Source organism: Nocardioides speluncae (assembly GCF_003121585.1).
Lineage (GTDB): Bacteria > Actinomycetota > Actinomycetes > Propionibacteriales > Nocardioidaceae > Nocardioides > Nocardioides speluncae.
Map to the genome: position 1 here is coordinate 41941 of NZ_QEOO01000017.1, position 20456 is coordinate 62396.

The following is a 20456-nucleotide window of genomic DNA, read 5'->3' on the forward strand; positions in this document are numbered from 1 at the left end:
GGCCGGCACCAACTGCACACAGCCTGAGTGTGGCAGCCCCTGGGTGGGGACGCCGCGGTCCAGCGGGACACGCCTCGGCAGGACGCAGCGGAGCGGCACGCGCTCCGCTTCCCTCTCGACGTGTCCGAGGAGGACCACGCCATGAAGACCGCTCCCATCCACCAGATGAGCTACGACCAGCTCGCCGCGCGCTCGACCGAGATCGCCGACGAGCTCCAGGCCCTCAGCGGCCACGACAACCTCACCACCGCACAAGAGACCCGCATGGCGGAGCTGATCACGGAGTCCCGGCACCTCGACCTGCGCAGCCTCCAGCTCAATGTCGAGGACGGCCACGTTGAGGGCGGCGCGGTCGGCACTCGCGGCCTCCCCGGGCACGATGACCCCGGGTTCCACCCGGCCAACACGGGTGTGTCTCGGGACATGTTCGGCAACGTGACCGCAACCCGCGACCAGGCGGCCCGCACCATCGACACCGCGCACGGCTCCGGCCTTATCGCCGACCACGCCGCCGAGCGCGCGACGCGGCTCATCGACCAGGGCATGCCGCGCGATCGCTCGCTGGCGGCTCGCTGGGCCGTCGCGGCCGGCGACCCGGCGTACCTGACCGCCTTCGCCAAGCTGGTGGCCGACCCGGTGCGCGGACACCTGCTGTTCGAGGGCCGCGAGCTCGAGGCCTACCAGGCGGTCGCCCAGGTCCAGTCCGAGCTGCGCGCGATGTCGCTCACCGATGGCGCCGGCGGCTTCATGGTGCCGTTCACGCTCGACCCCGCGATCAACATCACCTCGGCCGGCTCGACCAACCCGCTGCGCCGGATCGCCCGGATCGAGCAGACGCTGGGTGACCAGTGGTCCGGCATCACAAGTGCCGGGGTGGTCGCCGAGTGGAAGGCCGAAGCTGCCCAGGCCGCGGACGCCTCCCCGACGCTGGCCAACCCGAGCGTGCCGGTCTTCCTCGGCGATGCGTACGTTCCGTTCTCCTTCGAGGTCGGCATGGACGGGGCGAGCTTCATGATCGAGCTGCAGACGCTCCTGGTCGACGCGCTCGACCAGCTGCAGGCGACCGCGTACACGACCGGTCCCGGCACCACGGCGCCCAAGGGGTTCGTCACCGGCCTGGCAGGTACCGCGTCGGAGGTCAACGCCGCGGCCGACGACACGTTCGCCAGGGCTGACGTGTACGCCCTGCAGAACGCGCTGCCGGCACGGTTCTCGCCGAACGCGTCGTGGCAGGCGGCGCTGCCGATCATCAACCTGATGTCCCAGTTCGAGACAACGGCCGGCGCGCGGCTGTTCCCCGAGATCTCCGAGGGCCGGCTGCTGAACCGGCCGCTGCACGAGAACTCGAACATGGACAGCACCATTACGACGTCGGGAGCGGTGTCCAACTTCGTGCTGGCGTACGGCGACTGGCGCCAGGCCTTCGTCATCGTCGACCGGATCGGCGCGCAGCTGGAGCTGATCCAGAACGTCGTCGGTGCCAACGGGCGGCCGACCGGCCAGCGTGGCGCGTTCCTGTGGGCGCGCACCGGTTCCGACGTCCTGGTGACCAACGCCGCCCGGCTGCTCGACGTGGCCAGCGCGGCCTAGCCGATCGCGGCGTCAACCTCACCCCAGCGGCTCGCGGTCTGCTGGGGACGGATGGCGGGCGAGCGGTGCCCCCTCTCCTTTCGGCCGTGTAGACCCCGCCAGCGCCACAGCAGGGCCCGTCCCGGGTCAGTTGTCCCGGGACGGGCCCTGCTGTTGTCGACGCACCCGGGGGTCGGGTCGCGATCGCGGGGGATCGACTTGCGCTGACCCATGGGTCAGGACTTCCCCCACCCGGCTCCGAGCTCGTTACGTAACGCGTTACGTAACGGGCGCCTCAGCGCTCGCGCCACCGCTCGACCAGGACCACGATCGCCACGCCGGCGATCGCCGCCAGCGCGGCACCGATGACGACGGCGATCACCGCGACCCCGACCCACTCCCAGGTGCTCACCGCAGCCACGTTACGCAGCAACGCCCCCGGGTGGCTCCCGGGGGCGCTGACTTCGAGCGGGGGTTAGACCAGGTGCAGGTGCCGCCCTCCCTCGCGGCGCCGGCCCGGGCCGCGTGCGCCCTGTTGTGGGCGTCGCGCGCCGTCGCGCTGGCCGGCCTCGTACGCGGCTCGGATCAACCGCTCGAACCGGCTTCTCCTGATGATCTTGACCGGGAGGCTGCCCAAGCCGATCTCTAGCCGCCTCATCGGTCCGCCTCCCACGCGGCTAGCGCCTGCTCCAGGCCGTCCGGGTCTGACTTCTCGAACCAGGCCGCCAGGAAGTGCGCCAGGTCGCAGCGCGCCTCACGGTCGTCCAGCTGGTCCATGACCTCGCTGAGGCTCATGACAGCTCGACCGCGTCGGCCAGGTGCTCGAGCTGCCGGGCAAGGCTGCGCGCCTCGCCGGTGGTCAGCTCGACCGCGACGGCCGGCGGTCCGGTGACGCGCAGGTTCACCACCGGCGTCGTCAGGAAGCCGCGGCCCGTGGGGCTGGCCTCCTGCTCGGCGCGCAGCTGGTACTCCCCGCCGCCGCGCCGCATCACGCGGCCGTCGATCGGATTGCGGATCTCATCGAGGAAGTCACTCCCGCCCGACCGGGTGTGGAGCTGGGCCAGGACCCAGTCCCCGGACTCGGCGTACACCGCGGCGTGGTCGGCCGTGCACCAGGGAGGGCACAGCTCGGGCAGCCACTCGTCGTCGTTGTTCTGTGATGATGTGTCCATGGTTCGTCGGTCCCTTCTAGACCGTCGTTCCTAGGCCCTGGTCGGTGTTACAGCACCGGCCGGGGCCGCTGTGTTGGTGCGGTCGCCCGAGTCCGCCGATCCGCCGAGCGCCCGCACAGCGCCCGCAAGAATTCCGCAGGAGACCAACGGCGGCCCACGGCAGCAAACGCATATGCCCAGGTCAGCCACCGTGTGCCAACGCCAGCCAACGCTGGCACTCCCTGCGGGGCCACAACCCGGCCTATGAGCCAGCCCATCCGCCATTGGGTCGCGACCGCGAGGCAGCATCAGCCGCGTCGTAAACGCTTCCACCTCGAGGCGGCGCCGCTGACCGAGGTCGCGTCAGGCAATGTCCTTCTCGCGCTCAGCGCGATACCAGGCCACAAACTCCTGCTGCTCCTCATCGCTCTCAAAGAAGGACGTGCAGGCCCAGTCGCTGCCGTCGCCGATCGGCTTGGCATCCTTGAAGAGCTCGTCGAGATCGACCTTGTCGCTGACCCACTCGGCAGGCAGGTCAGGGTGCGGAGTGCTCGTCATCGTGACCTCCTCAGGTTTGTGCGCGGTTACCGACCATCTCAGTTTGCCACGCTGCTCCCCCAAACCTGGCAGGTCAGGGCCCAGTCGATCCGCCAAGGGCGCGACGGTCACCGACCCCGAGCAGACCCGGGGTGTTCCCGGTTGCTGATCCATGCGTGTCACTAAACCGGGTTAGTGACACACCTGGATCACCAAAACGTGGACTGCCTCAGCCAGCGCAGGATGCACTGATGCTGAGCTGGTTCACGCCACTGACCAGGGAAGGGAAGGGCCCTGCCGGCTCGGCCGGGCCCTCCCCTCGTGTGTTCGGTCGGGCGGTCAGTGGCAGCTGCGGGTGCCGCTGTCGTTGTAGGTCTTGCCCGACTGCGGCACGAACTGCCAGTCCCGGCTGTTGCTGTGCAGCGTCAGCTTGAGGACGCCGAACGTGTCGTTGTTGCGGGCCAACGATTTGGGCTGGATGGTGCCGAAGCCGTAGAACCGACGCCACCCATGCCTGCCACGAACGACTGGATGCCGTTGGTGTTGTCGAGGGTGCCCTGCGGGTTCATCGGGGCGAACCGCTCGTAATGGTGGTTGTGGCCGGTCACCACAACCTCGGCGTCGTAGTCGTACAGCGCCTGGTACAGCGGCCGGGTCGCGGTGTTCGGCGAGTGGTTGGCGCCCGAGGTGAACAGCGGCTTGTGCCAGTACGCCGCGGTGCAGGGCTTGGTCGACGCGGCCAGGTCCTGGCGCAGCCAGGTCTCCTGGGCCGAGCCGGCCGACATCGACACCTCGGAGTTCAGCGACATGATGTGCCAGTTCCCGGCGTGGCTCTCCGACACCGAGGTCGCCTACACCGTGCGGGACAGCTCCGGCAGTCCGGCGGTCTGGTCGGTGCCGGCCGACGGCACCGGCGCCCCGGAGCTGATCCGTGCCGACGCGGAGTCGCCCGCGAGGCTCGGAGAGTGAGACCGCTACGGCCGGGTCCTTGCCCACAGGGAGGGCTCGGTAAGTAGGGTGCAACCTTGGCTCGGTCCAGCCCTGAGGGAGCACCTATGGCGCGGATGCCCAAGGCGACATGGCTTGGCGAGCACAGCCCGGGGAGGCTGATGGCTCGCCATGACATCGTCTGTGTGCACACCATCGTCGGGTTCGCGCCTGCTCACGCGGCGCACTTCTCGGTGAAGGCGGACGGCACGATCCTGCAGTCGCGCGACACCCGCTTCCAGAGCGGCGCGAACCTGAACGGCAACCGCCGGGTGATCGCGATCGAGAACGAGGACCACGGTCGCTCGTTCGGTGACTGGAACACCGGCAACGGGCACGCCGTACCCGCCCTGACGTTCGAGCAGGTGGAGGGGAACGCCGAGATTCTCGCCTGGGCACACCGCACCCACGGCATCCCGCTTCGGATGGCCCCCAACAGCCGCCCGACCAGCCGTGGGCTCGCGTACCACCGGCAGGGGATCGACGGCGACTTCAGCGACTTCGACTTCCCGGGCCGGGTGTCGGGCGGCGAGGTCTGGAGTGAGGCTCGCGGCAAGGTCTGTCCCGGCGACCGCAAGATCGACCAGCGTCGCGAGATCCTCGCCCGCGCCATCGAGATAGTGAACGGAGTAGACGTGACCAAGCTCAGCCAGGAGTCACTCGACCAGATCCGCCGCCTGGTCCGCGAGGAGATCGCCAAGGCCGGCGACACCATCCGGATCGACCACGACGACCGGCGGAGTACGCCGAAGTGGTCGCTGACCACCACGCTCCGCTGGATCCGGAACACCGCCGCGCGGCGGCGCTAGCACTCAGGCCTTGACTCCGTACCTGGGTCCGGGGTTGAGCATTGATCCATGCGATCCAGAGAACTCGCCCGCCAGGTCGGGGTGAACACCGAGACGCTGCGCTACTACGAGCGTCGCGGGTTGCTGCGGGAGCCGCCCCGGACCGACGGCGGATACCGCGACTACCCGTCAGCGGCGGTCGACCTGTTGCGGTTCATCAAGCGCGCTCAGCAGCTCGGCTTCACCCTCGACGAGGTCGAGGAGCTGATCCGACTCGACGCCGGCGGGCCGGACAACTGTGACTCCGCACGCGCCCTGGCTGAGATCCGCAGGGCCGACCTCGAGTCCCGGATCGCCGACCTGCTGAGGATGCGCGACTCGCTGAGCGAGCTGATCGCGACCTGCGAGCGGCCCCGAGACGACCGCTCGTGTCCCCTGCTGGACGCCATCGAGCACCGGAGCATCCAGTGAACGCGACGACCATCGAGGTCCTGCACGTCCCGGACTGCCCGAACCTTGCAGCGATGCTCGAGCGGCTCGCGCAGGTCACCGACCTCCCGCTCGTCACGCGCGAGGTGACCACCGAAGCCGAGGCGATCGGCCGCGGCATGGCCGGCTCCCCCACCGTGCTGGTGAACGGCACGGATCCCTTCGCGGGACCGACATCCGGAGGCGGCGGGTTGTCGTGTCGCCTCTATCGCGACGAGCGCGGCCGGATCGACGCGGCGCCCTCAGTTGACCAGCTGCGCAAGGCCATCTCCGTGGCGGCTGTGGCTGGTGACGGGCCTGTCCGACGACGGGACATCCTGAGTGCCTGGCGAAGGGCGGCCGTGCCACTGAAGCCGGTCGAGCGAGTGGTCCATCAGGAAGTGCTCCGCCACTTCGCACGGACCGGCCGCGCTCCCTCACTCGCAGACCTCGAGCCGGCCACCGCAGGCAGTGACCGCAGCACTCGCGACGTACTGTCCGCGTTGCACGACGCCGACGCCCTCCGGCTCGGCATCGACGGGGACATCGTGGTCGCCTATCCCTTCTCGGCGACCCCCACGCGACACCGGGTTCGCGTCGAGTCCGGAGCCGAGGTCTACGCCATGTGTGCCATCGACGCGCTCGGAATCTCCGCGATGCTCGGCCGGGACACGCTGATCACGTCCGTCGACCCCGTCACCGGCGAGACCATCACGGTCACGATGACCGCGGCGGCCGGCGGCACCTGGTCTCCCGCCGCGGCAGTCGCGTTCATCGGTGCCAGCGCCGAGTGCGGGCCGTCGGCGGACTGCTGCTGCGACTACCTCAACCTCTTCGTCGACCGCGCCAGCGCGGCCGAGTGGATCGCGAAACACCCCGATATCCCCGGCGAGGTCCTCACCCAACCCGAGGCCGAGCACCTCGGCGCCTCACTCTTCGGTTCGCTCCTCAACGACGAGGCCCAGCGCCTTGCCTCTCTCATCCGGGAGCAGTTCGGCATTCCGGACCTCTTGCCGCACCTGGCCCGGCTGCTGGCCGAGGGGCAGCCGGTCTCCGTCGCACAGGTAGTCGCCGGCGAGGACTGGACCGAAGAACAGATCCGTGCCGAGCTCAGCCGTCACCCTGGCACCGACTGGGACGACCAGGGCCGGATTCTCGGGTTCGGCCTCACGCTCCGCGAGACGCCGCACCGCTTCGCGTTCGACGACCGCGTGGTCTACGCCTTCTGCGCCAGTGACGCCCTCGAGTTCTCAGTGGTGCTCGGCCGGTCCGGCACCATCACGTCCACCTGTCCGGCCACGCGGCAGCGAATCACCGTCGAGATCACTCCCGAGCGCGTCGTGTCCGTCGAGCCGGCGTCCACGGTCGTGTCCAAGCTCCGGCCCGATCGGGCTGTCGACGACGTCCGGGCCGAGATCTGCAACCTCGGAAACTTCTTCTCGTCCGCACAGGCAGCCACCGACTGGCTTACGCTGAATCCGCATGGGCAGGTCGCCTCGATCCACGAGGACTTCGAGGTCACCAGGCTCGCCATGGTCGAGCTGGGCTGGACCAGCCACTGATCTGCCAGGATCGGCGGCATGACCGACGTCCACACCCGGCTGTTGCTGACCGAGCGCGATGCGCTGCTACCGGTCCTGCGGAGTACGCCGGACGCCGACTTCGACCTGCCGACCGTGTGCACCGAGTGGTCGGTGCGCGACGTGATCGCCCACTGCGCTAGCGCCCTGATCCGGGTGGCGACCAACGACCTGCACAGCTTCAGCCCCGAGGACAACCAGCGCGACGTCGACGAGCGGAAGCCGTGGCCGCTGGCCCAGGTTCTGGACGAGCTCGAGCACGCCTACCGGCTGGGCGCCGAGGCGCCGTCAGTGGCCGGCGTGGCCCTCGGCGAGTGGGTGCACGGCGGCGACATCCGCGAGGCGCTGGGACGCGACGACGCCTACGCGAGCGAGGGTGTCGCCGACGCGGTCGGCATCTTGGTGGACCGGTCCGGCGGCCGCGACATCCCGGCCACCGACGTGACGCTCACCGACGCCGCGCAGCACGGCGTACCGGATCGACTGCGGCTGGGTGACCCGAGCGCGGAGGCGGCCGGGCAGCTCACCACCGACGTCGTCGGACTGGTCCGGATCGCCGCACACCGCCGGCCGGAGCTCGCCACCGCGACCCTGGACGGGGTCACGATGGCCGAGCTCCGGATGTTCTTCTAGTCGCCCAGCGGGTTCAGCAGCTCTTCCTTGCCCTGGAACGCGAACAGCATCAGGTCCGGCATCCCGAACCTGCCGGCCACCTGACCGAGCGAGGGCCGGAAGCCCGGGTTGCGCACGATCGAGTGCTTGCTGCCCTCCATCGCCCGGTGGAATGTCTCCGCCACGATCCGGGCGCCGACGCCGGTGAGCTTGCCGTTGTTCAGCTCCGCCTCGCGCAGGATGTAGAACCACAGCGGGGTGTTGGCGAGGAACGTCGTCCGCTGTGCGGCGGTCAGCGTGGAGAGTACGGCGCCACCCGAGCCGTCGCGCAGCTGCGCGGCGGTCAGCGTGGTGACCGAGACGCCCTTGCTCCGCAGGAACGCCGCCATCTGCTGCCCGGACGCGAGCGAGAGCATGCTGGCCCGGGTCACGTTGCGGAAGGCGAGGTTGGCCTGGATCGTGCCGACGTCGGACTGCTTGCCGCCGAACGAGCCGATCGGCAGCGCAGCCAGCGGGTCGACCAGCAGGCTGTCGATCCGCCGGGCCCGGTTGAACTCGCCGGCCGGCGCCTTCAGGTCGGCGCGGCCGAACTGGTCGAACGGGTAGAACCGTCGCCAGTCCACGATCCAGTTGCTCGGCAGCGTCGGGTTGCCACCGAGGTTGCCGCTGGTCGCGGAGAACGTGAACAGGAAGTCGAGGGTGCCGGCGCCGTCGGGGAACTCACGGTTCCAGTCGTATGCCTCTCGCACCATCGAGTGCCCGAGCCGGAACCCGGCGACCGCGAACTCGATCGGCATCGTCGGCACCGACAGCGGGTCCGCGCCGACCTCGAAGATCTTCCGGCCATTCTTGAACACGTCCTCGGCGACCCGGCCGTCCATGATCCGCGGCAGGTAGTCGGTGCGCAGCATCCACTGGTAGTGGAGCACGACCTTGCGCCGCGCCTCGAAGAACTTCTCGCCGTCCGGCACCGAGGACGGCAGCGTGTCCAGCACCCGCTTGTGGAACCGGATGAACGCCGCGTGGTGCTGTGCGACCGCGAGGTTCTCGTCGTTGCGCAGGTCCGGGATCAGCGCCTTGCGCTTGGCCTGGTCGTTGGCGCCGGTGCCGACCCGCGGTACGTCGAAGCCGACCCGCGCGATCAGGTTGCCGATCCGTGTGGTCTTGCCGACCTTGAGGTGCTTGCCGTCGGAGTAGAACTTCTTCGATGCCGCGTCGAGCGGGCCGGCGCCGTACACCGAGTCCAGGTCAAGCGACGGCGAGCGGCCCTGCAGCAGCTCGGTCGGGCTGATGTCCTCGCCGAGCATCACCTGGGTCTTGTCGAAGGTGAAGTCGTGGTCCACGAACTGGCCGAGGTAGGTGTAGCCGGCCGGCACGCCGTCGGCGTTGTTGGTCACGGTCATCGCGCGGGCGATCTTGCGGCGTACGTCGAAGGCGACCTTGGTGCCCTTCGGGCCCATCCGGGAGAACCGGAACGGTGCCGCGGCCGCGGCCTCGGCGCCGGAGGCACGGGTCGGGTCGTCCTTGGCGGCGACCTTGCCGTCCGGCCCGAACGTGCCCTCCCCCTCGATGACGAAGATGTCCCGGCCGTGGCGGCCTCGACCTACAGCTGGAGCCTGCTTTGCCGGTTCGGCTGGCTTGCTCGACATGACGTTCCCCCTTGAATCCGGTCTGCGGCTGCCGGCGGCAGGCCGGCAGGGAGCCATGAAGTGGCTCTTGTGTTTAACAGACGCAGCAGCGCGCGGACTGGTTGCCGCGCGCGGCATCTCTTACCGGATTGTTAGGTTCGCCCGCTTCGGCACCCTCGCTACGAGAGCGTGAACTCCACCGAACGGCTCGCGACGTCAGCCTTCGCCAGCGTGACCTGTACGTCGGTCCCGAGCGGCAGCGGCGCGCTCCCGGAGACCGACGCCTCGATCGCGGGGTCCTGCATCGTCACGGTGCCCCGCCGGTCGTCCTTGTCCTCGAGCTCGACGACGACCGCCGCGAACGTCTCGCCCACCCGCGGCGCCAGCGCGGCCGCCTCGACCAGGTTGAGGATCGCGTTCTCGTACTGGTTGCCGCGCCGGCCGGAGTCGCGCATCACGTCCGGCAGTGTCTCCAGCTTCTCCAGCACCCAGCCAGGCACCTCGGTCCCGGCCGTGATCGCGACGCAGGTCTCCAGCGCGTAGCGGTCCACCAGCCGCCGCAGCGGCGCGGTGACGTGGGCGTACTCGGCGGCGAGCGCGGAGTGCTGCGGCTGCTCGGGCACCTGGCCGTCGAAGCCGACGTACCCGGAGCCGCGCAGCAGCCGGGTGGACGCCACCACCATCGCCGCATGGTTGGGCTGGGTCGGGTCGAGCGAGCGGATGAACTCGGGGTACGGCGTCTGGTCCGGCCAGTCGATCTTGAGCGCACGAGCGGTGCGGTGCAGCCGCTTGACGTCGCGCTCGTCGACCGGCGGCAGCGTGCGGAGCAGGCCGACCTTGGCATTGATCATCAGGTGTGCGGCGGCGAAGCCGGTCAGTAGCGAGATCTGCGCGTTCCACTGCTCGACCGGGTGCAGGGAGCGGAACTCCAGCGTCCACCGGTCGCCCTCGATGTTGATCTGCTGCTCCGGCAGCGGCAGCGAGACGCCGCCGCGGTCGGCCTCGCGCGCGATCCGCAGCTCGCCGACCTCCTTCAGCAGCCCGAACACCTCGTCGGCGTCGCCGGCGTCGATCGACTTCTGGACCGAGCCGTAGTCGAGCTTGGCCCGCGACTTCACCTTGGCCCGCTCGACGGTGACCTCGGTGCCCTCGCCCTTGGCATCCACCTTGATCGTCCACAGCAGCGCCGGGCGCACCTGGTCGGGCAGCAGCGAGCCGGCGTCCTCGGAGATCGACTTGGGGTGCAGTGGGATCTTGGAGTCCGCGCCGTACAGCGTCTCGCCGCGGCGGTTGGCCTCGACGTCGACCGGGTCGCCCGCGGTGATGAACGCCGACAGGTCGGCGATCGCGTAGTAGACGACGTAGCCCTCGCCGTCGCGCTCGATGTGGAGTGCCTGGTCGAGGTCCATCGACGTCGCCGGGTCGATGGTGACGAACGGGATGTCGGTGCGGTCCAGCTCCGGCAGCCGGGGGTTCTTGGCCGCCTCGGCCGCGGTCCGCTCGACGTCCTCGGGGAACTCCGGCGTCACCTTCATCTCGGCCTGGATCGCGGCGATCCCGTCGCGCAGGGTCGCCGCGGCGACCGCACCGTCGGGGCCGGCGGACTGCCTACGGACGCTCACCACACGAGTCGACATGATCCTCACCCTAACCAGAGCGGCGCCGACCGCTCGGGAGGCGGCGCGACCTAGGCTGTGCTGGTGCTGATCCTGCTGCCGCCCTCGGAGGGCAAGCATGTGCCGCGGCGGTCTCGTCCGCTCGACCCGGCCGGCCTGTCCTTCCCCACCCTCACCGAGCCGCGCGAGCGGGTGCTCGCGGCGCTGGTGGAGCTGTGCACCACCGACGCCGAGCGCGCGGCCGCCGTACTCGGTCTGGGCAGCACCCAGCTCGCCGAGATCGCCGGCAACGTCGGGCTCCGCACCGCTCCGGCGGCCCGGGCGGACCGGATCTACACCGGCGTGCTGTACGACGCGCTCGGCTTCGCCACGCTCTCGACCGGCGCCAAGCGGCGGGCCAACAACCGCATCGCGATCACCTCGTCGCTGTTCGGCCTGGTCCGGCCCGGCGACGTGATTCCGCCGTACCGGCTGGCCGGCGGGGTCAGCCTGCCCGGCCTCGGCCCGGTCGCCGCGACCTGGCGCGCCCACCTCGGCCCGGCCGTCACCGACGCGCTCGGCAACGGGCTGCTGGTCGACCTCCGGTCCTCGACGTACGCCGCGTTCTGGCGGCCGCCCGCCGGCACCCGGGTCGCGACGGTCCGGGTGCTGCACGAGGCCGACGGGAAACGCACCGTCGTCAGCCACTTCAACAAGGCCACCAAGGGACGGATCGTCCGGGCCCTGCTCGAGGACGGCCGCTCCCCGCGCACCCCCGCCGGGCTTGCCGACCTGCTGCGCGACCTCGGATGGAAGGTCGAGGTCGGCGACCCGGCGCCCGCCGGCACCCTCCTCGACGTAGTCGTCGACGCGGTCTGACGCGCCAAAACCAGGCGCGAAGCAGCGCCGCGGTGGTGTGTGATCGGCCCATGACCATCGTGTTGGGTGACTCGGACGTAGCCAGGCTGACCAAGGCCGTGGACGCGCTGCGGGAGTGGCAGTTCGAGGGCCCACCGATCTAGTGGTCACGCCCGGAAGTTCCTCGAGGGTCTGAGTGGTCAGGGTGCGTGCAGCGCAAGGCGTCGGAGGGAGGCGGGCCGGTGGCCCGTCGACCGACGACAACGCAGCGATGTGCGTGCCCTGGCCGCTCAGGCCCCGATGAACTTCCGGGCGTGACCACTAACTGCACCCGGGAGACCTGGGCTGGCACTGGCGGTTCGGCGCCGAGGCGACGGCCGCGGCGGTCCGCACCTGGAGCCGGGACGGGCAGCTGCTCGCCGTCGGGCTGCTGGACGGTCCCGGGCTGGTGCGGATGGCGATCGCGCCGGACGCCGACCACCACGAGGAGCTCGCCCGACAGCTGGTTACCGACCTGACCCAGCCGGAGCGCGGAGTCCTGCCGCGAGGGAAGATCTGCGTCGAGGCGCGGTTCGGCGCGGCCTTCCAGGCGCTGCTCGTCGGTGACGGGTGGTCCGCCGACGAGCCGTGGACACCGCTGTCTCGCGACCTCTCCAAGCCGGTCGACGACTGTGGGCTGCGGGTCGCGGTGATCGGACCTGAGGAGGCACCCGTCTGCACAGCGGTACACCGGTCGGCGTTCGGCAGCGCGAAGTTCATCGACGAGCGCTGGCACGCGATGGCTTCCGGACCGGCGTACGCCGATGCCCGGTGTTTGGTCGGGTACGACGGCCAGGGCCGTGCGGTGGCAACGACGACGGTCTGGTCGGCTGGCCCGGGGAAGCCCGGACTGCTCGAGCCCGTGGGCGTGCACCAGGACCATCGCGGTCACGGCTACGGCAAAGCGATCTCGGTCGCCGCAGCTGCCGCGCTCCGGGAGCTGGGCTCGTCCAGCGCGATCGTCTGTACCCCGAGCGCCAACGTCGGCGCCGTCGCCGCCTACGTGTCGGCCGGCTTCCGGGCACACCCCGAGGTCCGGGACCGATGCCGCGACACGTAACTCGGAATAGCGGCGTCGCTATTCCGACTTATACTATCTAAGTCGGAATAACACGTTTGCTAGTCCGTGAGGAGCAGTCTCGTGAGCGCGACTTGGCCTGCGCACGCCGCCGAGCGACGCCGTTGGCGTCAGCGTCAGCGCGGCGGCACCGCCGAGGACCGGAAGCTCTCGTCCGTGCTCGCCATGCGGCCCCCGCTGATCGCGGACCGCGCCCTCGTCGTGTCGTCCGATCTCACGGCCCGGTCCGAGGAGGCGATCCTGGAGATCGCGGCGCTCGACCACGCCCACGGCGGCGACCTCGACGCACTCGAGACGTTGTTGCTGCGCACGGAGTCGGTGGCCTCCTCGAAGATCGAGCAGGTCACTGCGTCCACCGACGACTTCGCGCGAGCCTTGCACGGCACCCGGTCCAACCCGGCCGCCACCTCGATGGCAGCGTCAGTGGACGCCCTTGCTGACCTCATTCACTCAGTGGACGACGGCGGCGAGATCGCAATCACCAACGTCCTCAGCGCCCACCGATCGCTGATGGCCGATGATCCATACGAGAAGGCCTACGCCGGCCGACTACGGGACATGCAGAACTGGATCGGTGGGAGCGACCACTCGCCACGGAACGCGCTCTACGTCCCGCCGCCCGCAGAGACAGTGTCGGAGTACCTCGCGGATCTCATTGTCTTCGCCAACCGCACCGACCTCCCGATCCTGGCGCAGGCTGCCGTGGTACATGCCCAGTTCGAGTCGATCCACCCATTCACCGACGGCAACGGCCGCATCGGCCGGGCCTTGATCAACACCATCTTGCGACGTAGGCGCGCGACCACCACGGTGGTCATTCCGCTGGCATCTGCCCTGGTCGCTCGTCGCGACGCGTACTTCGAGCTACTCGGGCGCTACCGCACAGGCGAGGTGGAACCGATCATCTCGGCGTTCTCGGAGGCATCGCTGATCGCTGCCCGCGAGTCCCGCATCACGGCATCTCGGATCGCTGAGCTGCCGGCCCAGTGGCGCGGGCGGGGCGGCGTCCGACACGGCAGCAGTGGCGCGCGGCTGATCGAGCGCCTCTCAGCCACGCCGATCCTCACCGCCGAGGACGCGATTCGCCTGGTCGGCGGGTCGGCCAGCAGTGTGTACGCCGCCATCGAGCGGCTGCAGGAGACCGGCGTCCTCCGACCGCTGACGAACCGCAAGCGCGAGCAGGTCTGGGGAGCCTCGGACCTGCTCGATGAGCTCGACGACCTCGGCGCTCGCATCGCGGCCGCAGCCCTGGCGACGTGATCCCTGAGCCGGGCTCAGTGGCGAGCGGGGCGGAGGAAGGCGGTCTCGACGGGGCGGGCGTTGTAGAGGCGCATCGAGGTCATCGGGGTGGTGCCGTCCGGACCGCCGTCGAAGTAGCTGAGCACGCTCACCGAGGCCGGCGACAGCTCCATCCGGTAGACCGCCTCGAGCGGCGCGCCGAGGGCGTGCGCGACCAGGGTCTTGATCGGAGTCACGTGGCTGACGACGACCACCGTCCTCCCCGTGTACGTCGCGAGCACCCGGTCGCGGGCGGCCAGCACCCGCTGCTCGACGGTCCGGAACGACTCACCACCGCTGGGTGCGTGGTCGAGCGAGCCCAGCCAGAGGTCGAGGTCGTCCTTGTGCTGCTCGGCGACCTCGGCGAAGGTGAGGCCGTCCCAGGCACCGAACTCCATCTCGGCCAGCCCGGGCTCGGTCTCCACGGGCAGGCCGAGGGTCTCGGCCAGGATCTCCGCGGACTCCAGCGTGCGGCGTACCGGCGATGCGACCAGGGCATCGACGTCGCCGGCGATCGGCGCGAGCCAGAGTCCGGTGGCCCGGATCTGCTCGCGCCCCTCCTCGCTGAGTGCCGGGTTGCTGCTCGCCAGTCCGCCGGAGAATCGCTTCGCCGCGGTGTGCTCGGTCACGCCATGGCGCACCAGCAGCAGCGTGGTCGGCGTACCCCCGCCCGACCAGCCGCGGCTGTGCTGGTCTTGGTTGGCAGCGTCGTCCTTGCCGAGGGTCTGGGAGCTCACAGCCCCGACTCGTCGGTCCGGACCAGGATCCGCTGGCACTCCTCGCAGCGGATCACCTCGTCGGACGGCGCCTTCTTGATGATCCCCAGCTCGGCGTTGTCGAGGGTGAGCCGGCAGCCGCCGCACTGACGCGCCCGCAGCGCCGCGGCACCCACGCCGCCCTTCTGGCCGCGCAGCTTGTCGTAGAGGGTGACCAGGTCGGCAGGCAGACCCTCGGCCGCGGCGGCGCGCTCGGCGGTGACGGTGTCGACGTTCGCCTTGAGCTCGACCGCCTTCTCGTCGCGGGTGGTGATCAGCTGGGCCAGCTTGTCGTCGGTCGCAGCGAGCTCGCCGGTGAGCCGGTCGAGCTCGTTCTGCGCGTCCTCGAGCCTCTGCATGATCTCCAGCTCCTCGTCCTCGAGGGTGTTGATCCGGCGCTCGAGCGAGACCAGCTCGTGCTGCATCCGCTCGAGGTCCTTGGGGTTGGTGATCAGCCCCTGGTCCATCCGGCCGCGGTCCCGCTCGCGGCGGGCCTTGACCTGCTCGACGTCGGCGTCGGCCTTCTTCTGGTCGGTGGTCAGGTCGTCGACGAGGATCTTGGCGTCGCGGGCCTGTTTCTCCAGATCGAGGCGGGTCTTGGTCAGCTCGGCGATCTCCGCGTCGGCGGCGAGGCCTGCGAGCTGGTGCTGAAGCTGGTCGATCCGGGAGTCGTGCTCCTGTACGTCGAGCAGCTTGAGTTGGGCGAACGGGTCGGCTTTCAGCGTCGGCTCCCTCTGTGAAATGGCGCTGTCGAGATGTCTGTTCGGACCTGGGTCAGACCCGGAAGGTCCATGGATCGGTGGGCGTGGTGCTCACGCGGGTCTCCACCGTATCCCCCAAAGCGTCGTTCAGCCGCTCGGATACCACGGGTAGCCAGGTCCACTCGGCGGCCCAGTGGGCGATATCGACCAGGGCCGGGCCGCCCTTCTCGAGGAACTCGGCGGCCGGGTGGTGGCGCAGGTCGCTGGTGACGTAGACGTCGGCATCGGTCGCGGCCATCGCGTCAAGCAGGAAGTCGCCCGCGCCGCCGCACACCGCCACCTTGCGTACGGCGCGCTCCGGGTCACCGCCGACCCGGACCCCGTGCACGGTGTCCGGCAGGATCTTGGCCACCGCCTCCGCGAACTCGCGCAGCGTGGTGGCCGCGACCTTGCCGACCCGGCCGGTGCCAGTGGAGGCGATCTGCGCGTCGGCGAGCTCGATGACGTCGTACGCCGGCTCCTCGTAGGGGTGCGCGGCCTTCATCGCCGCCACCACATCAGCCCGGCGCGAGCGCGGCAGCACCGCCTCGACCCGGTCCTCCTCGACGGTCTCGATGTTGCCGACGGTGCCGACCGTCGGCTCCGCGCCGTCGAGCGGCCGGAACCGCCCGGTGCCCTGGCCGGTGAACGAGCAGTGGTCGTAGTTGCCGATCTCTCCCGCCCCGGCGTCGGAGATGGCGGCCCGCACCGGTGCCGCCGCGTCGGGCGGCACGAACACCACGATCTTGTCGAGCGCCACACCGGCAGCCGGCTGCAGCGGGGCCAGCTCCTCCAGGCCGAGGGCGAGTGCGAGTGACTCGGAGACTCCCGTCTCCGCCTGGTCGGCGTTGGTGTGGGCGGTCAACAGACCGCAGCCGGCCTTGGCCAGGGTCCAGAGGATGCGACCCTTCGGCGTGGTCGGCGCGAACCCGTGCACAGGCTTGAGGAACAGCGGGTGGTGTACGACGAGCAGATCGGCGCCCCATTCGGCCGCCTCGTCGGCGACTGCCTGGGTCGGGTCGACCGCGAACATCACCTTGCGCACCCGCGCCCCGGGATCGCCGTACACCAGTCCGACGGCGTCCCAGCTCTCCGCGGTGGCAGGCGGGTACCAGGTGTGCAGGAGGTCGACCACTTCGCCCAGCGTCGTCATGGTGGTCAGGCTAGTGGGCACGCCCGGAAGTTCGTCGAAGGGTGTGAGTGGTCAGGGTGCGTGCAGCGCAAGGCGGAGGAGGGAGGCGGGCCGGTGGCCCGTCGACCGACGACAACGTAGCGATGTGCGTGCCCTGGCCGCTCACACCCCGATGAACTTCCGGGCGTGCCCACTACCGACCCCGTAACCCGGCGAGCCGACCGCGGGGCTGCCGGGCCAGCGCCGGCTCGAGCCCCTCGGCGATCTCCCGTGGCAGCGGCCGGTTGCCCGGCTCGGTCTCGAGCGTCGCGTACACGATCTTGGCGACGTCGCCGGGTACCTGCTCCGGCAGTTCGTACGGCGCCGTGGTGTCTCCCTCGTCGAACGCCCGGTAGCCCGCGATCGCCTCGAACAGCGTGGCGCCGAGGCCCCAGACGTCGCTCGCCGGCCCGGGCACGCCGGTGTCCGGAGGCGCGCACTGCTCGGGGGCCATGTAGGCGTCGGTACCGACCGGGTAGCTCAGCTCGCGAGCCTCGTCGGTGGTGCGCGCGACCGAGAGGTCGATCAGGCGGGCCGGCGCCCCCATGATGATGTTGCTGGGCTTGATGTCCAGGTGCACGTAATCGACCTGCCGCAGGTAGTGCAGGGCGGAGGCCACGTCGATGGCGAGCGGCAGGTACTGCTGCGGCTGCAGCGCCCCGTAGCGGCGGATCAGCGTCGAGAGGCGCGGCCCGTCGATGTGCTCGAGTACGACGTGTGGGCGGGCGCCGTCGTACTCATGGCGCAGCCCGCGGACCACCACCGGGTGGTTCACCGCCGCCAGCGCGCGCACCTCCCGCCGCAGGCCGCGCCGGCTCGACCTGCTCGACACCTGATTGGGCCGCAGCACCTTGACGACCACCGGCGAGAAGGTGATCTCGTCGAACGCGAGATAGGCCTCGTAAGCCTCCCCACCGCCGAGCAGACGCATGGCCGTCAGCTCGGCGGTGAGCTGGTCGCCCTCCTGGAGCGACCAGCTGTCGGAGTGCTCGGTTGCCATCAGCGCCGGGTGTCGTTGCGGGAACGGTCGTTGGTCTGGCGGTTGGACCAGTCCCGCTTGACGCGGCTGTCCTTGCCGTCGCGGGTCCAGTCCTTGGTCCGGTCGCCGCGGCTGAAGTCACGGTCGCGGCTGACCTTGGTGAAGACACTGTTGGTGTTGTCGGTCCGCGACCGGCTGCTGCCCGTGTTGGAGGGAGAGTTCGTGTCGTCGTCATCGTCGTCGTCGACGAGTACCAGCTCGGGCGCGTCCTCCTCTCGTTTAGCGAACGGGTCGTCGGCGTTGGTCGCGGTCGTGGCCGGCAGTGCCAGCAGGCCGACGGTGACCAGGCCGGTGACACCGAGCAGGGCGGTCGGCAGAAGCTTTTTCATCGGTCTGTCCCACTTTCCCGGGCGGGTTGCCCGAATCTTTGTCGTGGGACCAACCTGCACATCGGCCGTGAGACCTACATGAGTCGCGGATGAGACATCTCTCAGGAGCCGCCGAGCACCGGACTTTGCCGAAAGCGGTGCGCGCTGCGCACGCGTGCTGCCATGATGAAACTACGCAAATCGCCCATAGCGGAAGGGGCTCGTTATGAAGCGTCTCGTCGTCCTCCTCCTCGCCGGAGCGCTCCTGCCCGCGGTGGGACCGGCAGTCCGCGCACAGGCGCTCGCGGCCGACCTCGTCTGCGACGGCAGCTACCACGACCGGACGTTCCGTCATGTCGTGATCCCGGACGGTGCCAGCTGCGTGATCACCAACTCCCAGATCACCGGCAACGTCCGCACGACCGGCGCGCCGAGGGTAGTCAGCATCACCGACACGCCCGTTCGCCGGAACATCCACATCCGCAACGTCACCCAGCGGGTCACCATCGGCGCCGACGGCTGCCGCGTGGACCCCGTCGCCGGCCGGAACCTCATGGTCCGCGACTCCCACAACGTGGCGGTCTGCGAGATGTCGGTCGCCAACAACCTCGTCATCCGCAACAACACCGGGATCCTGATGATCCGGGACAACAAGGCGTGCAACAACCTCCGCGTCGTCGGCAACGACGTGCGCTCGATGCGGGTGGTCAGGAACTCCTACGCCGGCAACCTCACGGTGGCCCGCAACACCTGGGTGACGCGCAGGGTCGTGCGGGACAACGTGGAGCTGCCCGGGAACCCTGCCAGGTGCCGTCGCGCCGGCTAGGGTCTCCGCCGGCTAGGGTCTCCGCCGGCTCGTCGACCGCGGCGTGGCCGTCAGCGCCCAGGGACGCGCCCGCTCGACCTGCGCCGCCAGGCTGAACAGGGTCGCCTCGTCGTCGGTGCGGCCGACAATCTGGACAGCGGTGGGTAGACCGTCGTCGGCGATCCCCGCAGGCAGCGAAGCCGCCGGGTTGCCCGCGACGTTCCAGAGTGCGCTGTACGCGATCGCCGGCATCGCCCGAAGCGCGGCGCGCACCGTTCCGACGCCGTCCAGAATCCCGACATCCGGCGGCCGGTTCGCGGTCGCCGGTGCCAGCACGACATCGCAGCGGTCGAAGACCCGGTTGGCCTTCATGGAGACCTTCTCGGTCTCGCGCAGGGCCCATTCGAGGACCCGCGGCCGCACCCAGGTACCCAGCCGATAGGTCTCGCGGGTCCGACGCTCGAGTCGGTCGTAATGCTCCACAGCGTCGGCCTCTGCGCGGATACCGGCAAAGAACTGCGGGATGAAGGCAGCCGTCGGATCCGGATAGGCCGGGTCGATTTCGACAACCTCGTGGCCGAGGTCTTTGAGTAGGCGGGTCGTCTCGTCGAGCGCCGCGAGCTCCACCGGGCCCGGTCGTACGCCGCGCGCGACAGGCTTGGCCGACCAGCCGATCCGGAGCCGGCCGGGCTCCCGCTGAGCAGCCTCGACGAACGACGATGCCTCGCCCGCCCGATAGAGATCGGTCTCGGTGTTGCCGCGGATCACGTCGTACACGATCGCGCTGTCGATCACGCTCCGCGTGAGAGGTCCGGCAACGCCGAGTGCCCACCACAGATGCGGCGCCGGGGCGGTGGTGACGCGGCCCCGTTGCGGTTTCAGGCCGAACAGACCGCAGTAGGCGGCCGGGATGCGGATCGAGCCGCCGCCGTCCCCACCGATGCCCACCGGCACCATTCCGGTCGCGACAGCGACCGCCGTACCGCCACTCGATCCACCCGGCGTCCGTGACGGATCCCACGGGTTCCTGGTGATCCCGTGGGCGACCGACTCGGTATAGGGAAACGCGCCGAACTCGGGCATCACGGTCTTGCCGACGATCACCGCGCCTGCCGCTCGCAGGCGACGCACGAGCTCTGCGTCGGCGGCAGCGGGCGTCTCGTTGCCGCGGCCGCCGAAGGTGGTCACGCAGCCCGCGACGTCGACCTCTTCCTTGATGGCGATGGGTACGCCGTGCAGCGGGCCGGGCTTCGCGCCGCTGGCATGCTCGCGGTCCCGGTCGGCGGCCTCGGCACGCGCGGACTCGGCGAGCACGACCGAGAACGCGTTGAGCCCACCGTCCTGGGCAGCGATCGAGGCAAGCGTCTCCTCGACCACGGCCGACGCCGTGGTCTCGCCTTGCGTTGTCCGCCGGGCCGTCTCAGCGACGCCCTGAGCAGCGGGTCCGGGGTTGGGGATCGTCGCCACGTC

The 20456-nt window shown here is 70.1% G+C and carries 23 protein-coding genes; 10 read left to right on the forward strand and 13 right to left on the reverse strand.

The features are described 5' to 3' along the window. Window positions 1-141: 141 nt before the first annotated feature. Entirely contained in the window at window positions 142-1590 is a 1449-nt protein-coding gene (locus DDV73_RS10620) for a phage major capsid protein (protein WP_206050813.1), read from the forward strand. A 633-nt stretch (window positions 1591-2223) separates the two neighbouring features. Here the strand turns inward: DDV73_RS10620 and DDV73_RS27885 are convergent. The 5 genes from DDV73_RS27885 to DDV73_RS10640 form a co-directional block, all read right to left on the reverse strand. Continuing rightward, window positions 2224-2364 carry a hypothetical protein gene (locus DDV73_RS27885; RefSeq protein WP_154402711.1) on the reverse strand — a complete coding sequence of 47 codons (141 nt, stop codon included), beginning with the start codon at window positions 2362-2364 and terminating at the stop codon, window positions 2224-2226. Continuing rightward, window positions 2361-2741 carry a hypothetical protein gene (locus tag DDV73_RS10630; RefSeq protein WP_109507223.1) on the reverse strand — a complete coding sequence of 127 codons (381 nt, stop codon included), beginning with the start codon at window positions 2739-2741 and terminating at the stop codon, window positions 2361-2363. Before DDV73_RS10630 ends, DDV73_RS27885 begins: the two co-directional genes overlap by 4 nt. Before the next feature lie 342 nt (window positions 2742-3083). Continuing rightward, window positions 3084-3278, reverse strand: a complete 195-nt coding sequence (locus tag DDV73_RS10635; RefSeq protein ID WP_109507224.1) for a hypothetical protein — start codon at window positions 3276-3278, stop codon at window positions 3084-3086. A gap of 318 nt (window positions 3279-3596) precedes the next feature. Beyond that, on the reverse strand, window positions 3597-3722 hold the full coding sequence (locus DDV73_RS29470) for a hypothetical protein (RefSeq protein WP_276310111.1): 126 nt from the start codon (window positions 3720-3722) through the stop codon (window positions 3597-3599). Further along, complete coding sequence (locus DDV73_RS10640) at window positions 3683-4066, reverse strand: metallophosphoesterase family protein (protein WP_206050814.1); 384 nt, start codon at window positions 4064-4066, stop codon at window positions 3683-3685. The genes DDV73_RS29470 and DDV73_RS10640 overlap by 40 nt, the downstream gene beginning before the upstream one ends. Here DDV73_RS10640 and DDV73_RS27890 point away from each other — a divergent pair. The 5 genes from DDV73_RS27890 (at window position 4065) to DDV73_RS10660 (ending at window position 7713) form a co-directional block, all read left to right on the forward strand. Continuing rightward, window positions 4065-4226, forward strand: a complete 162-nt coding sequence (locus DDV73_RS27890) for a hypothetical protein (protein WP_154402712.1) — start codon at window positions 4065-4067, stop codon at window positions 4224-4226. The genes DDV73_RS10640 and DDV73_RS27890 overlap by 2 nt on opposite strands. Before the next feature lie 140 nt (window positions 4227-4366). Continuing rightward, on the forward strand, window positions 4367-5053 hold the full coding sequence (locus tag DDV73_RS10645; RefSeq protein ID WP_161962353.1) for a peptidoglycan recognition protein family protein: 687 nt from the start codon (window positions 4367-4369) through the stop codon (window positions 5051-5053). Window positions 5054-5101: 48 nt separating this feature from the next. Further along, window positions 5102-5503, forward strand: a complete 402-nt coding sequence (locus DDV73_RS10650; RefSeq protein WP_109507226.1) for a MerR family transcriptional regulator — start codon at window positions 5102-5104, stop codon at window positions 5501-5503. After that, the gene (gene merB, locus DDV73_RS29130; protein ID WP_240617226.1) at window positions 5500-7062 is read left to right on the forward strand and encodes an organomercurial lyase MerB; all 1563 of its coding nucleotides are present in this window, start codon (window positions 5500-5502) and stop codon (window positions 7060-7062) included. Before DDV73_RS10650 ends, merB begins: the two co-directional genes overlap by 4 nt. Window positions 7063-7080: 18 nt before the next feature. Next, window positions 7081-7713, forward strand: a complete 633-nt coding sequence (locus DDV73_RS10660) for a maleylpyruvate isomerase family mycothiol-dependent enzyme (RefSeq protein WP_109507227.1) — start codon at window positions 7081-7083, stop codon at window positions 7711-7713. Here the strand turns inward: DDV73_RS10660 and DDV73_RS10665 are convergent. Further along, window positions 7710-9341: a peroxidase family protein gene (locus tag DDV73_RS10665; RefSeq protein WP_109507228.1), complete on the reverse strand. Its 1632-nt coding sequence runs from the start codon at window positions 9339-9341 to the stop codon at window positions 7710-7712. The genes DDV73_RS10660 and DDV73_RS10665 overlap by 4 nt on opposite strands. Window positions 9342-9499: 158 nt before the next feature. Continuing rightward, on the reverse strand, window positions 9500-10957 hold the full coding sequence (locus tag DDV73_RS10670) for an RNB domain-containing ribonuclease (RefSeq protein WP_109507229.1): 1458 nt from the start codon (window positions 10955-10957) through the stop codon (window positions 9500-9502). A gap of 63 nt (window positions 10958-11020) precedes the next feature. On the opposite strand from DDV73_RS10670, the gene yaaA reads away from it, so the two are divergent. The 3 genes from yaaA to DDV73_RS10685 all read left to right on the forward strand — a co-directional run bounded on the left by yaaA (window position 11021) and on the right by DDV73_RS10685 (window position 14150). Next, on the forward strand, window positions 11021-11794 hold the full coding sequence (yaaA, locus tag DDV73_RS10675) for a peroxide stress protein YaaA (protein WP_109507260.1): 774 nt from the start codon (window positions 11021-11023) through the stop codon (window positions 11792-11794). 433 nt (window positions 11795-12227) lie between these two features. Next, on the forward strand, window positions 12228-12872 hold the full coding sequence (locus tag DDV73_RS10680; protein ID WP_240617227.1) for a GNAT family N-acetyltransferase: 645 nt from the start codon (window positions 12228-12230) through the stop codon (window positions 12870-12872). Between the two features lie 81 nt (window positions 12873-12953). After that, window positions 12954-14150 carry a Fic family protein gene (locus DDV73_RS10685; protein WP_240617228.1) on the forward strand — a complete coding sequence of 399 codons (1197 nt, stop codon included), beginning with the start codon at window positions 12954-12956 and terminating at the stop codon, window positions 14148-14150. A gap of 14 nt (window positions 14151-14164) precedes the next feature. Here the strand turns inward: DDV73_RS10685 and DDV73_RS10690 are convergent, their stop codons facing one another. The 5 genes from DDV73_RS10690 to DDV73_RS10710 all read right to left on the reverse strand — a co-directional run bounded on the left by DDV73_RS10690 (window position 14165) and on the right by DDV73_RS10710 (window position 18202). Then, window positions 14165-14905 carry a histidine phosphatase family protein gene (locus tag DDV73_RS10690; RefSeq protein WP_170126019.1) on the reverse strand — a complete coding sequence of 247 codons (741 nt, stop codon included), beginning with the start codon at window positions 14903-14905 and terminating at the stop codon, window positions 14165-14167. After that, window positions 14902-15720, reverse strand: a complete 819-nt coding sequence (locus tag DDV73_RS29700; protein WP_420818472.1) for a zinc ribbon domain-containing protein — start codon at window positions 15718-15720, stop codon at window positions 14902-14904. The genes DDV73_RS10690 and DDV73_RS29700 overlap by 4 nt, the downstream gene beginning before the upstream one ends. Further along, window positions 15698-16816 carry a Nif3-like dinuclear metal center hexameric protein gene (locus DDV73_RS10700; RefSeq protein ID WP_109507232.1) on the reverse strand — a complete coding sequence of 373 codons (1119 nt, stop codon included), beginning with the start codon at window positions 16814-16816 and terminating at the stop codon, window positions 15698-15700. The genes DDV73_RS29700 and DDV73_RS10700 overlap by 23 nt, the downstream gene beginning before the upstream one ends. Before the next feature lie 172 nt (window positions 16817-16988). Next, window positions 16989-17834, reverse strand: coding sequence for a serine/threonine-protein kinase (locus tag DDV73_RS10705; protein WP_109507233.1), 846 nt, complete (start codon window positions 17832-17834; stop codon window positions 16989-16991). Then, window positions 17834-18202: a hypothetical protein gene (locus tag DDV73_RS10710; protein WP_109507234.1), complete on the reverse strand. Its 369-nt coding sequence runs from the start codon at window positions 18200-18202 to the stop codon at window positions 17834-17836. Before DDV73_RS10710 ends, DDV73_RS10705 begins: the two co-directional genes overlap by 1 nt. Window positions 18203-18407: 205 nt before the next feature. On the opposite strand from DDV73_RS10710, the gene DDV73_RS10715 reads away from it, so the two are divergent. Beyond that, window positions 18408-19007: a hypothetical protein gene (locus tag DDV73_RS10715; protein ID WP_109507235.1), complete on the forward strand. Its 600-nt coding sequence runs from the start codon at window positions 18408-18410 to the stop codon at window positions 19005-19007. 12 nt (window positions 19008-19019) lie between these two features. Here DDV73_RS10715 and DDV73_RS10720 read toward each other — a convergent pair whose 3' ends face one another. Then, window positions 19020-20453 (reverse strand): amidase, encoded by a 1434-nt coding sequence (locus DDV73_RS10720; protein ID WP_240617231.1) that lies wholly within the window; start codon window positions 20451-20453, stop codon window positions 19020-19022. Window positions 20454-20456 lie beyond the last annotated feature (3 nt).

Bases quoted from the DNA above. Each gene is read 5' to 3' on its own strand.
- DDV73_RS10670 (WP_109507229.1), bottom strand. From the start codon at position 10,957: ATGTCGACTCGTGTGGTGAGCGTCCGTAGGCAGTCCGCCGGCCCCGAC.
- DDV73_RS10715 (WP_109507235.1), top strand. From the start codon at position 18,408: ATGAAGCGTCTCGTCGTCCTCCTCCTCGCCGGAGCGCTCCTGCCCGCG.
- DDV73_RS10645 (WP_161962353.1), top strand. From the start codon at position 4,367: ATGGCTCGCCATGACATCGTCTGTGTGCACACCATCGTCGGGTTCGCG.
- DDV73_RS10680 (WP_240617227.1), top strand. From the start codon at position 12,228: ATGGCGATCGCGCCGGACGCCGACCACCACGAGGAGCTCGCCCGACAG.
- DDV73_RS27885 (WP_154402711.1), bottom strand. From the start codon at position 2,364: ATGAGCCTCAGCGAGGTCATGGACCAGCTGGACGACCGTGAGGCGCGC.
- DDV73_RS10635 (WP_109507224.1), bottom strand. From the start codon at position 3,278: ATGACGAGCACTCCGCACCCTGACCTGCCTGCCGAGTGGGTCAGCGAC.
- DDV73_RS27890 (WP_154402712.1), top strand. From the start codon at position 4,065: ATGATGTGCCAGTTCCCGGCGTGGCTCTCCGACACCGAGGTCGCCTAC.
- DDV73_RS10660 (WP_109507227.1), top strand. From the start codon at position 7,081: ATGACCGACGTCCACACCCGGCTGTTGCTGACCGAGCGCGATGCGCTG.
- DDV73_RS10710 (WP_109507234.1), bottom strand. From the start codon at position 18,202: ATGAAAAAGCTTCTGCCGACCGCCCTGCTCGGTGTCACCGGCCTGGTC.
- DDV73_RS10630 (WP_109507223.1), bottom strand. From the start codon at position 2,741: ATGGACACATCATCACAGAACAACGACGACGAGTGGCTGCCCGAGCTG.
- DDV73_RS10665 (WP_109507228.1), bottom strand. From the start codon at position 9,341: ATGTCGAGCAAGCCAGCCGAACCGGCAAAGCAGGCTCCAGCTGTAGGT.
- DDV73_RS10650 (WP_109507226.1), top strand. From the start codon at position 5,102: ATGCGATCCAGAGAACTCGCCCGCCAGGTCGGGGTGAACACCGAGACG.
- DDV73_RS10640 (WP_206050814.1), bottom strand. From the start codon at position 4,066: ATGTCGCTGAACTCCGAGGTGTCGATGTCGGCCGGCTCGGCCCAGGAG.
- DDV73_RS10620 (WP_206050813.1), top strand. From the start codon at position 142: ATGAAGACCGCTCCCATCCACCAGATGAGCTACGACCAGCTCGCCGCG.
- DDV73_RS10705 (WP_109507233.1), bottom strand. From the start codon at position 17,834: ATGGCAACCGAGCACTCCGACAGCTGGTCGCTCCAGGAGGGCGACCAG.
- DDV73_RS10700 (WP_109507232.1), bottom strand. From the start codon at position 16,816: ATGACGACGCTGGGCGAAGTGGTCGACCTCCTGCACACCTGGTACCCG.